Origin of the sequence: Corynebacterium pseudogenitalium (assembly GCF_024453815.1) — a bacterium.
In the GTDB taxonomy this organism is placed as follows: Bacteria; Actinomycetota; Actinomycetes; order Mycobacteriales; family Mycobacteriaceae; genus Corynebacterium; species Corynebacterium pseudogenitalium.
Genome location: NZ_CP072934.1, coordinates 407,398 through 421,159 on the forward strand (window position 1 = coordinate 407,398; position 13,762 = coordinate 421,159).

The following is a 13,762-nucleotide window of genomic DNA, read 5'->3' on the forward strand; positions in this document are numbered from 1 at the left end:
AGGGAGGCGGGGCGCTTTGCCTTAGGCGCTGTACACGCCGTGGGCGTCAACTCCGCGAGCCCACTGCAATACCAGCGCGTGGCCCCGCTGTGCGGCGGCGTCCTGCAGCTGGTCGATGTTTTGCTCGATGACGGACCCCGGCCACAACGTAGTACGCAGCTGCAGTTCCATGCCATGTTCGCGGGCCGCGGCGCACACGATGTCGAGGCTTTCCCACATCCGTGCGGCCACCACGCTGGTGACACCAGCGACCGAGGGTAAGTGCTCGGGAAGCGCCTTGACGTCGAACCCGATCCAGTCGGGGCGGGTAGCCGAGTCAGCGAGAATGGAACCCAGCCTCGCGGGGACATAGCCACTCGTGTGTAGCCCGACGGGAAACCCGATCTCATGGGCCGCGGCAATCGCTTCGCCGAGTCCTGCGCATGCGAGTGGTTCGCCGCCGGAAATGACGAGGGCGTCAATAAGTCCGTGTCGAGCCCGCAGTAAGTCGAGCACTTCCGAGAAATCGTGGGGAGCAGGAGTAAATTCCTGCAAGCTAGGGTTGTGGCAGTAGCTGCAGCGCAGTGGGCAGCCTTGTGTGAATGCCGTGACCGTGAGACGGCCGGGCCAGTCGGTGGCGGAGAACGGAATGATCCCCGCCACCGGCAGGTTAGGCGAAGGCTTCTGCGAAGTAGTGACGCTCAGCGAACTCACCCTTCTTCCCAGTGTTGAAGCTTTGCACGGGCCGGAAGTAGCCCATTACGCGCGTCCACATTTCGGTGGCGCTTCCGCAGTGCGGGCATTCGGGGTGCTCGCCGGAGATGTAGCCGTGGTTTGCGCAGATGGAGAACGTCGGCGTGATAGTGATGTACGGCAGGCGGAAGGTTTCTAGGCTGCGTCGTACGAGCTTGGCGGTTGCTTCGCCACTGGACATTGCTGCGCCCATGTACAGGTGAAGCACCGTGCCGCCGGTGTACTTCGTTTGCAGGTCCTCCTGGGCGGCGAGCGCCGCGAACGGATCTGGAGTGTGCGCAACAGGCAGCTGGGAGGAGTTGGTGTAGTACGGCTGCTCCTCGGTACCTGCCTGGATGATGCCGGGATAGCGGGCACGGTCCTCGCGTGCGAAGCGGTACGTTGCGCCTTCCGCGGGGGACGCTTCTAGGTTGTAGAGGTGCCCTGTACGTTCCTGAGCTTCCGTGATGCGGGCATTGATGTGGTCGAGCAGGCGCGCCACAAGTGCATGGCCTTGGGGGTCGGTGATGTCGTAGGCGTCGTGCGTGAAGTTACGTACCATTTCGTTGCAACCATTGACCCCGATGGTGGTGAAGTGGTTGTCAAACCCCGGTAACCACCGTTTCGTGTACGGGTATAGCCCCTTATCGAAGCAATCTTGCACAAACGCGCGACGCCGCTCCAGCGTATCGACAGCCACCTCGATCAACTCGTCAACCCTGCGCAGTAGCGCAGCCTCATCGTTGGGGAAGAGGTACCCGAGGCGTGCGCAGTTCAGGGTGACTACGCCAATGGAGCCAGTGAGCTCCGCGGAACCGAACAGACCGTTTCCGCGCTTGAGTAGCTCACGCAGGTCGAGTTGGAGGCGGCAGCACATCGAGCGGATCATGCCTGGGTCCAAATCCGAGTTGAGGAAATTTTGGAAGTAGGGGAGGCCGTACTTGCCAGTCATGTCGAACAGGGCTTTCGTGTTTGGCGAGCCCCAGTCGAAGTCCTTGGTGATGTTGTACGTCGGGATGGGGAAGGTAAATGGGCGGCCGTCGGCGTCGCCTTGGGACATAACCTCAATGAACGCGCGGTTGATCATGTCCATCTCTTCTTGGAGCTCGCCGTAAGTGAAGTCGACAGGGTCTCCACCGATGAACGGAGTCTGCTCAGCGAGGTCCTGAGGGCACGTCCAGTCAAATGTAAGGTTTGTGAACGGAGTCTGCGTCCCCCAACGCGAGGGAACGTTGAGGTTGAAGACGAACTCCTGCATGTGTTGCAAGACGTCCTCGTATGTGAGCGAGTCCAGCCGCACGAATGGTGCCATGTAGGTATCGAAGCTGGAGAACGCCTGCGCGCCAGCCCATTCGTTCTGCAGTGTGCCGAGGAAGTTCACTACTTGTCCGCACGCGGAGGAGAAATGTTTTGGTGGCAGAGAAGATATCGTGCCAGGTACCCCTCCGAACCCTTCTTCAAGGAGCTGCCTCAATGACCACCCTGCGCAGTACCCGGAGAGCATGTCGAGATCGTGGATGTGGAGGTCGCCGTTGCGGTGGGCATTGCCGGCGACGTCGGAAAACACTTCGTCCAGCCAGTAGTTGGCGGTGATTTTGCCGGCGGAGTTGAGAATCATTCCGCCGAGGGAGTAATCCTGATTGGCGTTTGCGTTGATGCGCCAGTCAGCGCGGTGGAGGTATTCGTTGATGGTGGCTTGGGGGTTGACGTTGTTGGCGGCCATGCTGCTTCCTTTCTCTCGGTTCGTAACTAACGTAGCTGTAATTCCATTGATCGTAATTAGTAGATATGGACACAAAGAGTAACTGAGATACAACATGTGGTAGCCGTAGGGGTGTGCACCCTTGGTGGACGACGGGCGATAGGTGTAGGTGTAGTAGCGCCTCCATACACCTTCAGTACACCCTCGAGCGGGGGTATGTACTGTGGAGGAAGTTTCGGTCTTGCAAAGCTGGGGTGGCTCGTGATACGCTGTCGGACGGTTCACCACCTCAAGGTGAAGTGTCTGATCGTTTTCGCATAAACGTGGCGGAGCGTTCTGGACGTGCGGCAGGGCCCCGGGAAAGAGCCCTCATTTTTGCATGTTCAGGCGATTGTCCGCCTCAGCGTAAAAATTAGAAGGAAAATCTATGCCAACTATCCAGCAGCTGGTCCGCAAGGGCCGCCACGACAAGCGTGGCAAGGTAGCAACTGCAGCGCTGAAGGGTTCCCCGCAGCGTCGTGGCGTGTGCACCCGCGTGTACACCACCACGCCGAAGAAGCCGAACTCGGCGCTTCGTAAGGTTGCTCGTGTTCGTCTGACCTCCGGTATTGAGGTCTCCGCATACATCCCAGGTGAGGGCCACAACCTCCAGGAGCACTCCATGGTGCTTGTCCGTGGTGGTCGTGTGAAGGACCTCCCGGGTGTTCGCTACAAGATTATTCGTGGTTCCTTGGATACCCAGGGTGTCAAGGATCGTAAGCAGGCTCGTTCCCGCTACGGCGCAAAGAAGGGACAGTAATCAGAAATGCGTAAGCAGCAAGCTCCGAAGCGTCCCATCGTTAAGGACCCGGTATACAACTCTGAACTCGTGACCCAGCTGGTCAACAAGGTGCTTCTCGACGGCAAGAAGTCCACCGCTGAGCGCATCGTCTACGGTGCGCTCGAGATCTGCCGTGAAAAGACCGGCACCGATCCGGTTGGCACCTTGGAAAAGGCACTCGGCAACATCCGTCCTGACCTTGAGGTTCGCTCCCGTCGTGTCGGTGGCGCTACCTACCAGGTTCCAGTCGAGGTGAAGCCAGTTCGTGCAACCACTCTGGCTCTGCGCTGGATGGTCACCTTCACGCGCCAGCGTCGTGAGAACTCGATGATCGAGCGTCTCGCTAACGAGATCCTGGACGCATCCAACGGCTTGGGTGCATCCGTGAAGCGTCGCGAGGACGTCCACAAGATGGCCGAGGCAAACCGCGCGTTTGCTCACTACCGCTGGTAGTCGCCGGTAGGTCATATATGAGACAAAACGCCCGGACCATGCTGACACGGACAACGTGTGCACAATTGCATACGTGGTTACCCACCAATGTGGGTGCACGTGCGGCGTCCGGGTTTTTGTTTTGAGGTGACTTGCAGGCCGACTCTGCCCATCTTGGGCAAACAGTGGCACAATGAACTAGGTAAATATTCGCCAAGACGTGTGCAGCACGTCGACGACTTTTAAGTTGGGGTAAATAACGTGGCACAAGAAGTGCTTAAGGATCTGCACAAGGTCCGCAACATCGGCATCATGGCGCACATCGATGCTGGTAAGACCACCACGACAGAGCGCATTCTGTTCTACACCGGTATTAACCGCAAGGTCGGCGAGACCCACGACGGTGGCGCAACCACCGACTGGATGGAGCAGGAGAAAGAGCGCGGCATCACCATTACGTCCGCAGCAGTGACCTGCTTCTGGAATAACAACCAGATCAACATCATCGATACGCCGGGTCACGTGGACTTCACCGTTGAGGTTGAGCGTTCCCTGCGCGTGCTCGATGGCGCAGTTGCTGTGTTCGACGGCAAGGAAGGCGTTGAGCCGCAGTCCGAGCAGGTCTGGCGTCAGGCTGCAAAGTACGACGTTCCGCGTATCTGCTTCGTCAACAAGATGGACAAGCTGGGCGCTGACTTCTACTACACCGTTGGCACGATCGTCGATCGTCTCGGCGCGAAGCCGTTGGTAATGCAGCTCCCGATCGGTGCTGAGGATGACTTTGACGGTGTCGTTGACCTTCTCGAGATGAAGGCAATGCTGTGGCCAGGCAAGGTCGAGACCGGCACTCCTGCACAGATCACCGAGATCCCGGACGATCTGAAGGAAAAGGCTGAGGAGTACCGTGAGAAGCTCGTCGAGACCGTTGCTGAGTCCGACGAAGAGCTCATGGAGAAGTACTTCGGCGGCGAAGAGCTCACGATCGAGGAGCTCAAGGCTGGCATCCGTAAGCTGACCGTTAATTCGGAAGTTTACCCAGTGTTCTGTGGTACTGCGTACCGCAACAAGGGTGTCGAGCCTGTGCTGGACGCCATCGTCGATTACCTGCCTTCTCCGCTGGATATCGGCGAGGTTCACGGCACCTCCGTCGACGGTGAGGAAGACCTCACGCGTAAGCCTTCCGTTGATGAGCCGTTCTCTGCACTGGCGTTCAAGATTGCTGTGCACCCGTTCTTCGGCAAGCTGACTTACGTGCGCGTGTACTCGGGCCAGGCTATCCCGGGCGAGAACATGATGAACTCCACCAAGCAGCAGCGTGAGCGCGTGGGCAAGCTCTTCCAGATGCACGCGAACAAGGAGAATCCGGTTGAGCACGCTGACGCCGGCAACATCTACGCGTTCATTGGTCTGAAGCACACCACTACTGGTGACACCCTGTGCAACCCTGATCACCCGATCATCCTCGAGTCCATGGACTTCCCGGATCCGGTTATTCAGGTTGCTATTGAGCCGAAGACCAAAGCTGACCAGGAGAAGCTGGGCACCGCTATTCAGAAGCTTGCTGAAGAGGACCCAACCTTCACCGTTCACCTGGATGAGGAGACTGGCCAGACCGTTATCGGCGGCATGGGCGAGCTCCACCTCGACGTCCTCGTTGACCGCATGAAGCGCGAGTTCAAGGTCGAGGCGAACATTGGTTCTCCACAGGTTGCGTACCGCGAGACCATCCGCAAGAAGGTGCAGTCCCTGGACTACACCCACAAGAAGCAGACGGGTGGTTCCGGTCAGTTCGCAAAGGTTATCGTTTCCATCGAGCCTTACAACCCGGATCCAGAGACCCTGGAAGAGGGCGAGAGCGCAACCTACCTGTTCGTCAACGAGGTCACCGGTGGTCGCGTGCCGAAGGAGTACATCCCTTCCGTGGATGCCGGTATCCAGGACGCGATGCAGTACGGCTACCTCGCTGGCTACCCGCTGGTCAACATCAAGGCAACCCTCGAAGACGGCGCTTACCACGAGGTTGACTCCTCCGAAATGGCCTTCAAGATGGCCGGTTCGCAGGTGCTCAAGGAGGCCGTCGCTAAGGCGAAGCCAGTGCTGCTCGAGCCGCTGATGGCTGTTGAGGTTGTCACGCCTGAGGAGTACATGGGTGACGTCATCGGTGACCTGAACTCCCGTCGTGGCCAGGTCAACTCGATGGACGACCGCTCTGGCGCCAAGGTTGTCAAGGCTGTTGTTCCGCTGTCGCAGATGTTCGGCTACGTTGGTGACCTGCGCTCCAAGACGCAGGGTCGCGCGAACTACACCATGGTGTTTGACTCCTACGGTGAGGTTCCGTCCAACGTCGCTCAGGAAATCATCGACGCCCGCAACGGCAACTAATCGCTGCTCCCTGCTTCTCGACGGCCTGCTCACGTGCCAGTGAGCGTGACCGGTAGAAGGAAGCAGGGATGGCCGCTAGTAGCGGTCGCGCTGGAATCGCCACAAGATTGAAGTGGTGGTTTGAGCCGGCCGTTACTCGCGACGAATGATCCCGGAACTTTCGGTCTGACGGTTTGAAAATCAGACTGGGAATCTCTAGGATCAGGTAACTGGCACATTGTGAATGAGCCGACGCCTTTTCGAAGGCAAAGGCAAATGTAAACCACGTGGCTGCGAAGGTCGTAGCCACCATGAAGTCCTAGGAGGACATACAGTGGCAAAGGCAAAGTTCGAACGTACAAAGCCGCACGTCAACATCGGTACCATTGGTCACGTCGACCACGGTAAGACGACCACCACGGCTGCTATCACCAAGGTGCTCGCTGACAAGTACCCGGAGGAGAACAAGTCCTTCGCGTACGACGCGATTGACAAGGCGCCGGAAGAGCGCGAGCGCGGCATTACCATTAACATTTCCCACGTCGAGTACAACACTCCTAAGCGTCACTACGCACACGTGGATGCTCCAGGCCACGCTGACTACATCAAGAACATGATCACCGGTGCTGCTCAGATGGACGGCGCAATCCTCGTGGTTGCTGCTACCGACGGCCCGATGCCTCAGACCCGCGAGCACGTTCTGCTTGCTCGCCAGGTTGGCGTTCCTTACATCCTCGTTGCTCTGAACAAGTGCGACATGGTCGACGATGAGGAAATCATCGAGCTCGTCGAGATGGAAGTTCGTGAGCTTCTCGCAGAGCAGGATTACGACGAAGAGGCTCCAATCGTTCACATCTCCGCTCTGAAGGCTCTTGAGGGCGAGGAGAAGTGGGTTGACTCCATCGTTGAGCTCATGGAAGCTTGCGACAACTCCATTCCGGACCCAGTTCGCGAGACCGACCGTGACTTCCTGATGCCGATCGAGGACATCTTCACCATTTCCGGCCGCGGTACCGTTGTTACCGGCCGTGTTGAGCGTGGCGTCCTGAACCTCAACGACGAAGTTGAGATCATCGGTATCCGCGAGAAGTCCACGAAGACCACCGTCACCTCCATCGAGATGTTCAACAAGCTTCTCGACACCGCTGAGGCTGGCGACAACGCAGCTCTGCTGCTCCGTGGCCTGAAGCGTGAGGACGTTGAGCGTGGTCAGGTTGTCATCAAGCCGGGCGCTTACACCCCTCACTCCAAGTTCGAGGGCTCCGTCTACGTCCTGTCCAAGGACGAGGGTGGCCGTCACACGCCATTCTTCGACAACTACCGTCCTCAGTTCTACTTCCGCACCACCGACGTTACCGGTGTTGTGCACCTGCCTGAGGGCACCGAGATGGTCATGCCTGGCGACAACGTCGACATGTCCGTCGAGCTGATCCACCCAGTCGCTATGGACGAGGGCCTGCGCTTCGCTATCCGCGAGGGCTCCCGTACCGTCGGCGCTGGCCGCGTCACCAAGATCCTCGGCTAATTCAGTCCGATAACGTGACGTAAAGGTCACTCCCCATCGGGGAGTGACCTTTTTTCATGCCTACAGTGCGTTGGGAAGGCAATGGTTCTAGGACCACTATGTCCTGCAACTGGTCACCGTGCTGTTACTTCAGTGCATTGGGCACCGCCGACTTAAGGGACATTTTGTGTGTAACTAGCCGCGTCCAGCCCACCCCTTTCTCACGGCTAGACCGGGGTTGCACTGACGATCATTGCCAGTATTGAATTCTTTCAGCCGCCCATTCAGTGCACCGCTGTGTGCAAGATCGTCTCTCGCCCCGCAGGCTGTATGGCAGCTCAGTTAGCGGCATACCCCACTTGCTTCCCGGTCATGTTCGTGCCCTGGCCAGTATCGTGCACGTCAGGGCTTTGCTCGTCCCCCTGGCAGTATGCGATCGCCCAACGCGTAGAGAGACCGGTTCTTGTTCTCTAGAGCCACCAATCTCGCTGCGCTACCCGCAGACTCGATACATCCCACACGTCAGACGTCATCCGGCGTTCAATTCTCAAGACCGGCGAATGGAACTGTTTTGAAAACCATATCGGGAGTCCGGGAAACCGAATAGATATATACACACAAAATGTCCCTTAAGCCGCACCGTCTGGACACGAAAAGCTCCCCACCTGTTGGTGGGGAGCATTCGCGTGAGTCCTTTTAGGCGCTAACCTGGTCGAAGTGCAGCTTCCACAGGGTATCCACGTTCATTGTGTGGTTTGCCATTCGGAAGTCCTGATCGGCGCGCTCGAGAACGTCAACGACTTCGTCCAGCGAGAATGCTGGGTTGGCAATCGCAACGAATTCAACGGTCGGCCTGGTCTCGACCATCGCAACTTTGGCGTCGGCAGAGTTGATGATGGGGTCCATAGCCAAGTGGTGGCATGCGGCTTCGGCGACGCGTTTGACGTTGATTTCGGTTGTGCCATGCTCGGCGTCGGCTGCGGTGATGGCGCGGGTGGAGAACCCGCGGCTGCGAATATTTGCGATAATGGCCCACAGCCCGATAATTACCAGCACAACCGCACCGACGATCAACGCGGTGTTGTACCAGGAACGGTAGGGCAGGTTGCCGATCACCACTGGATCCACTTGCTGGATCCATTGGCTGACGTAGGGGATGTCCCAGAAGTATGCGAGTGGAACGAACCCGATGCAGAGCAACAAAACTCCGAGGATGAAGACGAGTATGCGGTCAAAGAACGCAAGTGTCTTGGTCATTTACTTCGCCTCCTGTTCAGCAACTGGTGCTGGCGCTTCGGTCTTGATGGTGATGGCGGGTACCTGCTCCAGACGCTGGAACTCACCAACGAGAGTTTCGTGCGCTTGCTGCTCTACCTCGGGGCGTTGCGTGTCGGTCTGCATTGTGAGTGTGACCTTCTTCCGGTCAGCCTTGGTGCGTGCATGATTAGCTCCGAACTGGGATGTTGCAAGGAATGTTGACTTCCGTGCGATGTCCACTGGTCGTGTCCAGATCGAAACTGGGGACTGCACGCGAAGGTGCGTCTTCTGGCGAGGTTTGAGCGATGCAACCACAAGCGCGAGCCCTACGAGCATCACAATGATGCCAACTGCGACGCCCACCCACGTGATGTCAATGAGATTCAACGTCAACTGGTCGTAGAGCTCGGGGAGCCACTCCGGTTGGTTGCTAGTTTCCTGGAGTCGCACCCAAGCGTCGTGCCCGGTAACAACGGCGCCCCCGAGGAACGCCAGGCCAGCGAGCACGGTGATCCAGCGAGCAACTGGGCTAGCTTTAGGTGCGGCAGCCGGGTGCGGGCCTACTGGGGCGACGGGCGTATTAGGTTCGGTCATAGTACTTCACCGCCGGTTTGATCGTAATTTCACGAAGCGGCTGAGGTTGCGGTGCCGATACCGTCGTCGGTGCCGCAGTGCGCTTCACGCGAATGGGCTTGAGCGGCGCAGGTTGCGGAACGCTCGGGCTATATACGCGCTGTTTGCGTGTTTGCACGCCAAGCAGTCGGGCAGGCTCCGGTGTCCGTGGACGGAAAACTCGCGCGGGCTGTGCTTCGAAGCCCTTGGTACGCACGGGGTACGGAGTCGGAGCAGTAATGGATTTCACAGAGACTGGCTCTGGAACGTGGGTGTCCGTCAGGTCGTCGACAAGCGAGCGAGCGACGATATCGTGCAACGGTTCCGGCTCCTTCGTCGTCGGGGACTCTACGTCCAAAGGCTTGACCTTCAGCGGAGTCGGGATGATGAACGACTGGTGGTTTGCAACGTCGTCCCACGAGACGGGTTCACCGGCGTTCGCGGTGACGTTTGCCACCTCGATATTGACGCTGGAGACGTCCAGCCCAGTCAATGTCCGGATGTGCGAGATGATCGTTGAACGCACGGCGTCCGTGATGGCAGCAATGGGGGCAGGGTAAGTAGTAGCGATCTCGGCTTCGACGGCCGCGGTGCCTGAAACTCGGTCCAGGCGGACATCGATTTGGGGAAAGCTGCGGCCTGCCAAACCTGCAAGCTTTGCGTCCATTTCGATCGTGCCGGGCACTGACGAAGCCGCCACCTCAGCAATCTGCGCGATGACGCGCTCACTGAGATGGAATTGGTTCGACGCCATTAGCTACGACCCTTGCCCGAGCTGGTGCTCAGGATTTCTGCGAGGTCCAGCTTGCCATCAAGCTGGGCGCCGACGACACCACCAATGACGGAGAAGAGAACGAGCCACAGTAGCCCGAGTCCGCCGCCAAAGGTGACGAAGAAAGCAACGATAATGCCGATAATGACACCGGTTAACGCTTTGTTAGATAAAAGATTCATTGTTCACCACTTACTTGTAGTTGTGGGTACGCAACGCGGACGCCCTAATGGGCGTTCCTATTCGGCGTCGGCGACAACAACGTCGACGAAATCGACATCGGTGGCGCGCAGGGTAGCGGTGCGTACGTCGTCGGCGACGGAGTGAATGTCCCGTTCGCTCGAAACGTCGTAAATAAAGTTGACTTCAAGGCCGCGGAGGTTGGGGTCTGAGGATCGCGTCGCGGGTTTGAGCCCTTCGATCCGCTCACCGGGTAGCAGGAGGGCAACTTCACCGAAGAACCCGCTGTGCATACCCGCAACGCCAGGGACAGCCAAAATGGCGTCCCGGGCGGCTTCGGCCACCTCGCGGCTAACGGAGGTGTACGCCATAACTACTGAGCCAGCGCCTGGTTAGCGTTGTAAGCGGCCTCGTTGGACTCCTCGTTGTCCTGCTCCGGCAGGTGGACGTCGTGAACAGTGACGTCGACGCGGTCAACGATAAGGCCGGTCATGCGGGTAACAGCAACAGTGATGTTCTCGCGGATGGCGTTTGCGAGCTCGTGGATGGCGACGCCGTACTCCGCAATAATTGCAACAGCGACGGAAGCGTGGCCGTCCTCGACAACGACATCGACGCCCTGCTGAACATTGGTGGAGGAGGTCAGCGACTCGCGAACAGCGCCCCACATGCGTGCAGCGCCACCGCCCAGGTTGTAAACTCCGGAAACTTCGCGGGCGGCGATGCCGGCGATCTTGCCGACGACGTTGTCGTCGATCATCGTGGTGCCGTGCTCAGTCTCAAGGTTGGAGTTGCGGGTGCGAACCTGCTCTGTCTCCTTTGCCTCGGTGGTGGCAGGAGTGTTCTCGGTTGCATTGTGGTCGGCCATGGAAAATCCCTTCGTCTATATATTGGGTAAAGAAAAGTACGACGGACAGACGCCCGTGTAAACACCCAGGGTACACAGCAACCAGCTAGCTTGCCTGAATCGATGCAAAAATTTCCGAATGGATATCAGTCTGCAACCAAACTGAAATGTTCGGAGAAGGGGTTGCACTTCTTGCAAGAACGTGTTTTAATACTCGGGTTGCCTCGACATGGCGGCCGCAAGGTTGTGATGGTGGGGTAAACATGACACCTTCCAAAGAAGGTTTTTATCTAGGTTAACTAGGTGAGAAACCGGAGAAGGGACATGGCAAATAAACAGCGGCAGTACGCAAGGGTCACGCACCCTTCCGAGTCTGACACCCCGATGCACGTGTGCACCGAGGCGGAAGCACTGAAGTAAGCGCGCAGTTTATTGTCGCGTTACTCACCTTCCGGAAGTGTCAAACAGTCAATGAAAACGACACTGGCGTTGAGCCATGGGCCCAGCCCGGACAACGTTATAGAGAAACTAGAAGCTACAACCCCACCGCTTCGTTCAGAATGTGGGGATGCGAGGAAGAGGTAAGCGTGGCGGGACAGAAGATCCGCATCAGGCTGAAGGCCTACGACCACGAAGCGATCGACGCATCTGCGAAGAAGATCGTTGAGACGGTCACCCGCACGGGTGCCCGCGTCGTTGGACCGGTGCCGTTGCCCACAGAGAAGAACGTGTACGCCGTTATTCGTTCTCCCCACAAGTACAAGGACTCTCGCGAGCACTTTGAGATGCGCACGCACAAGCGTCTCATCGACATTCTCGATCCGACGCCGAAGACGGTTGACGCGCTCATGCGTATCGACCTTCCTGCAAGCGTTGACGTGAACATCCAGTAATCACTAGAGATCCGACAACCTGTAAGTAGTGGAGAACTAATACATGTCTGATAACCAGATCAAGGGCATTCTGGGCACCAAGCTCGGCATGACCCAGATCTTCGACGACGAGAACCGTGTTATCCCGGTTACCGTCGTTGAGGCTGGGCCGTGCGTGGTCACCCAGATCCGTACACCAGAGACTGATGGCTACTCCGCCATCCAGATTGCTTACGGCGACATCGATCCCCGTAAGACGAACAAGCCAGAGGCTGGCCACTTCAAGAAGGCTGGCGTCACCCCACGTCGCTACGTAGCTGAAATCCGCATGGATGACACCTCTGCGTACGAACTCGGCCAAGAGATCACCGTCAATCTGTTTGACGGCGACGTCTTCGTCGACGTTGCTGGCACCACCAAGGGCCACGGCTTCGCTGGCGCAATGAAGCGTCACGGCTTCGCGGGCCAGGGTGCAGCACACGGTAACCAGGCTGCTCACCGTCGCGTTGGTGGCATTGGTGGCGCGTCTACGCCGGGTCGCGTGTTCAAGGGCAAGCGCATGGCTGGCCGTATGGGCGGTAACCGCGTTACTACCCAGAACCTGAAGATTCAACGCATCGACGGCGACAACAACCTCCTCCTCATCAAGGGTGCTATCCCTGGTGCGAAGGGTTCTGTTGTTACCGTCAAGACCGCAGTGAAGGGCGGTGCTCACGCATGACGAACCTGACGTTGAACGTCCACACCGCAGACGGAAAGACCAACGGTTCCGTTGAGCTTCCGGCAGAACTTTTTGACCGTGAAGCTTCCATTCCCCTGATGCACCAGGTTGTGACAGCTCAGCTGGCAGCCGCTCGTCAGGGCACTCACGCCACCAAGACCCGCGGCATGGTCCGCGGTGGTGGTAAGAAGCCATTCCGCCAGAAGGGCACCGGTCGCGCTCGTCAGGGCTCGATCCGCGCGCCACACTTCACCGGCGGTGGCATTGTCCACGGTCCGCAGCCGCGTTCTTACGCGCAGCGCACCCCAAAGAAGATGATCAAGGCTGCACTTGCTGGTGCACTCACTGATCGTGTTCGCAACGAGCGCATCCACCTCATTGAGGAGCTTGTTCCGGGCCAGAAGCCTTCGACCAAGTCTGCTCGTGCGTTCATTGAGCGTCTGACTGACCGTAAGTCGGTGCTGCTCGTGATCGGCCGTGAGGATGTTAACTCCCGTCTGTCCGCAAGGAACCTGCCGGGCGTCACCATTCTTGAGCCGGCGCAGCTGAACACCTACGACGTGCTGAACGCCGATGACGTTGTGTTCTCGGTTGAGGCGCTGCACACCTTCATCAACCGTGGCAAGGCTGAAGCTGCGGAGGAGGAGAAGTAAATGGCTAAGATCGTGAATTCCCGCGACATCATCATCGCGCCGGTCCTCTCTGAGAAGACCTACGCGCTGATGGAGCAGAACACCTACACGTTTTTTGTAGCGAAGTCTGCTAACAAGACCCAGATCAAGATTGCCGTGGAAGAGATTTTCGGCGTCGACGTCGCTTCGGTGAACACCGTGAACCGTGAGGGCAAGCGCAAGCGTTCCCGCACTGGTTTCGGTAAGCGCAAGGACACCAAGCGCGCCTACGTTACTCTCCGCGAGGGCAGCGATCCCATCGACATCTTCGGCGGCGCAGCCGTCTAAGTGACTCGATAG

General features: G+C 58.2%; 16 protein-coding genes. 8 read left to right on the plus strand and 8 right to left on the minus strand.

The window, feature by feature from the left end; translation table 11 throughout:
* Positions 1 to 21: 21 nt before the first annotated feature.
* Complete coding sequence (locus KBP54_RS01850; protein ID WP_305083183.1) at positions 22 to 684, minus strand: anaerobic ribonucleoside-triphosphate reductase activating protein; 663 nt, start codon at positions 682 to 684, stop codon at positions 22 to 24.
* A complete protein-coding gene (locus KBP54_RS01855) occupies positions 650 to 2,434 on the minus strand; it encodes a ribonucleoside triphosphate reductase (protein ID WP_256006150.1) in 1,785 nt (594 codons plus the stop codon). The genes KBP54_RS01850 and KBP54_RS01855 overlap by 35 nt, the downstream gene beginning before the upstream one ends.
* Positions 2,435 to 2,840: 406 nt before the next feature.
* Here KBP54_RS01855 and rpsL point away from each other — a divergent pair, with 406 nt between their 5' ends.
* The 4 genes from rpsL (at position 2,841) to tuf (ending at position 7,551) form a co-directional block, all read left to right on the plus strand.
* On the plus strand, positions 2,841 to 3,212 hold the full coding sequence (gene rpsL, locus KBP54_RS01860) for a 30S ribosomal protein S12 (RefSeq protein WP_070363116.1): 372 nt from the start codon (positions 2,841 to 2,843) through the stop codon (positions 3,210 to 3,212).
* 6 nt (positions 3,213 to 3,218) lie between these two features.
* A complete protein-coding gene (gene rpsG / locus KBP54_RS01865) occupies positions 3,219 to 3,686 on the plus strand; it encodes a 30S ribosomal protein S7 (RefSeq protein WP_070363115.1) in 468 nt (155 codons plus the stop codon).
* Positions 3,687 to 3,926: 240 nt separating this feature from the next.
* Entirely contained in the window at positions 3,927 to 6,047 is a 2,121-nt protein-coding gene (gene fusA / locus KBP54_RS01870; RefSeq protein ID WP_070363114.1) for an elongation factor G, read from the plus strand.
* 313 nt (positions 6,048 to 6,360) lie between these two features.
* Positions 6,361 to 7,551 (plus strand): elongation factor Tu, encoded by a 1,191-nt coding sequence (gene tuf / locus KBP54_RS01875; RefSeq protein WP_070363113.1) that lies wholly within the window; start codon positions 6,361 to 6,363, stop codon positions 7,549 to 7,551.
* 675 nt (positions 7,552 to 8,226) lie between these two features.
* Here the strand turns inward: tuf and KBP54_RS01880 are convergent.
* The 6 genes from KBP54_RS01880 to KBP54_RS01905 are packed head-to-tail and all read right to left on the minus strand — an operon-like array spanning position 8,227 to position 11,219.
* Positions 8,227 to 8,787, minus strand: coding sequence for an Asp23/Gls24 family envelope stress response protein (locus KBP54_RS01880; RefSeq protein ID WP_070363112.1), 561 nt, complete (start codon positions 8,785 to 8,787; stop codon positions 8,227 to 8,229).
* Positions 8,788 to 9,381, minus strand: coding sequence for a hypothetical protein (locus tag KBP54_RS01885; RefSeq protein ID WP_070975789.1), 594 nt, complete (start codon positions 9,379 to 9,381; stop codon positions 8,788 to 8,790). It lies immediately after the preceding gene.
* The gene (locus tag KBP54_RS01890) at positions 9,368 to 10,153 is read right to left on the minus strand and encodes an Asp23/Gls24 family envelope stress response protein (protein WP_256006152.1); all 786 of its coding nucleotides are present in this window, start codon (positions 10,151 to 10,153) and stop codon (positions 9,368 to 9,370) included. The genes KBP54_RS01885 and KBP54_RS01890 overlap by 14 nt, the downstream gene beginning before the upstream one ends.
* Positions 10,153 to 10,353, minus strand: a complete 201-nt coding sequence (locus KBP54_RS01895) for a hypothetical protein (protein ID WP_070363109.1) — start codon at positions 10,351 to 10,353, stop codon at positions 10,153 to 10,155. Before KBP54_RS01895 ends, KBP54_RS01890 begins: the two co-directional genes overlap by 1 nt.
* Positions 10,354 to 10,410: 57 nt before the next feature.
* Positions 10,411 to 10,722: a hypothetical protein gene (locus KBP54_RS01900; RefSeq protein ID WP_256006154.1), complete on the minus strand. Its 312-nt coding sequence runs from the start codon at positions 10,720 to 10,722 to the stop codon at positions 10,411 to 10,413.
* Between the two features lie 2 nt (positions 10,723 to 10,724).
* On the minus strand, positions 10,725 to 11,219 hold the full coding sequence (locus KBP54_RS01905; protein WP_070363107.1) for an Asp23/Gls24 family envelope stress response protein: 495 nt from the start codon (positions 11,217 to 11,219) through the stop codon (positions 10,725 to 10,727).
* A gap of 566 nt (positions 11,220 to 11,785) precedes the next feature.
* Here KBP54_RS01905 and rpsJ point away from each other — a divergent pair.
* From rpsJ to rplW, 4 genes are read left to right on the plus strand one after another with little or no spacing between them, the layout of a single operon-like run.
* A complete protein-coding gene (gene rpsJ, locus KBP54_RS01910; RefSeq protein ID WP_003848085.1) occupies positions 11,786 to 12,091 on the plus strand; it encodes a 30S ribosomal protein S10 in 306 nt (101 codons plus the stop codon).
* A 43-nt stretch (positions 12,092 to 12,134) separates the two neighbouring features.
* The gene (gene rplC, locus KBP54_RS01915; RefSeq protein WP_070363106.1) at positions 12,135 to 12,791 is read left to right on the plus strand and encodes a 50S ribosomal protein L3; all 657 of its coding nucleotides are present in this window, start codon (positions 12,135 to 12,137) and stop codon (positions 12,789 to 12,791) included.
* Positions 12,788 to 13,444 (plus strand): 50S ribosomal protein L4, encoded by a 657-nt coding sequence (rplD, locus tag KBP54_RS01920; protein ID WP_070363105.1) that lies wholly within the window; start codon positions 12,788 to 12,790, stop codon positions 13,442 to 13,444. The genes rplC and rplD overlap by 4 nt, the downstream gene beginning before the upstream one ends.
* Positions 13,445 to 13,750 carry a 50S ribosomal protein L23 gene (rplW, locus tag KBP54_RS01925; RefSeq protein WP_070363104.1) on the plus strand — a complete coding sequence of 102 codons (306 nt, stop codon included), beginning with the start codon at positions 13,445 to 13,447 and terminating at the stop codon, positions 13,748 to 13,750.
* Positions 13,751 to 13,762: the final 12 nt, after the last annotated feature.

Bases quoted from the DNA above. Each gene is read 5' to 3' on its own strand.
- KBP54_RS01855 (WP_256006150.1), bottom strand. From the start codon at position 2,434: ATGGCCGCCAACAACGTCAACCCCCAAGCCACCATCAACGAATACCTC.
- rpsL (WP_070363116.1), top strand. From the start codon at position 2,841: ATGCCAACTATCCAGCAGCTGGTCCGCAAGGGCCGCCACGACAAGCGT.
- rpsG (WP_070363115.1), top strand. From the start codon at position 3,219: ATGCGTAAGCAGCAAGCTCCGAAGCGTCCCATCGTTAAGGACCCGGTA.
- KBP54_RS01880 (WP_070363112.1), bottom strand. From the start codon at position 8,787: ATGACCAAGACACTTGCGTTCTTTGACCGCATACTCGTCTTCATCCTC.
- KBP54_RS01885 (WP_070975789.1), bottom strand. From the start codon at position 9,381: ATGACCGAACCTAATACGCCCGTCGCCCCAGTAGGCCCGCACCCGGCT.
- KBP54_RS01890 (WP_256006152.1), bottom strand. From the start codon at position 10,153: ATGGCGTCGAACCAATTCCATCTCAGTGAGCGCGTCATCGCGCAGATT.
- KBP54_RS01895 (WP_070363109.1), bottom strand. From the start codon at position 10,353: ATGAATCTTTTATCTAACAAAGCGTTAACCGGTGTCATTATCGGCATT.
- KBP54_RS01900 (WP_256006154.1), bottom strand. From the start codon at position 10,722: ATGGCGTACACCTCCGTTAGCCGCGAGGTGGCCGAAGCCGCCCGGGAC.
- KBP54_RS01905 (WP_070363107.1), bottom strand. From the start codon at position 11,219: ATGGCCGACCACAATGCAACCGAGAACACTCCTGCCACCACCGAGGCA.
- rplC (WP_070363106.1), top strand. From the start codon at position 12,135: ATGTCTGATAACCAGATCAAGGGCATTCTGGGCACCAAGCTCGGCATG.
- rplD (WP_070363105.1), top strand. From the start codon at position 12,788: ATGACGAACCTGACGTTGAACGTCCACACCGCAGACGGAAAGACCAAC.
- rplW (WP_070363104.1), top strand. From the start codon at position 13,445: ATGGCTAAGATCGTGAATTCCCGCGACATCATCATCGCGCCGGTCCTC.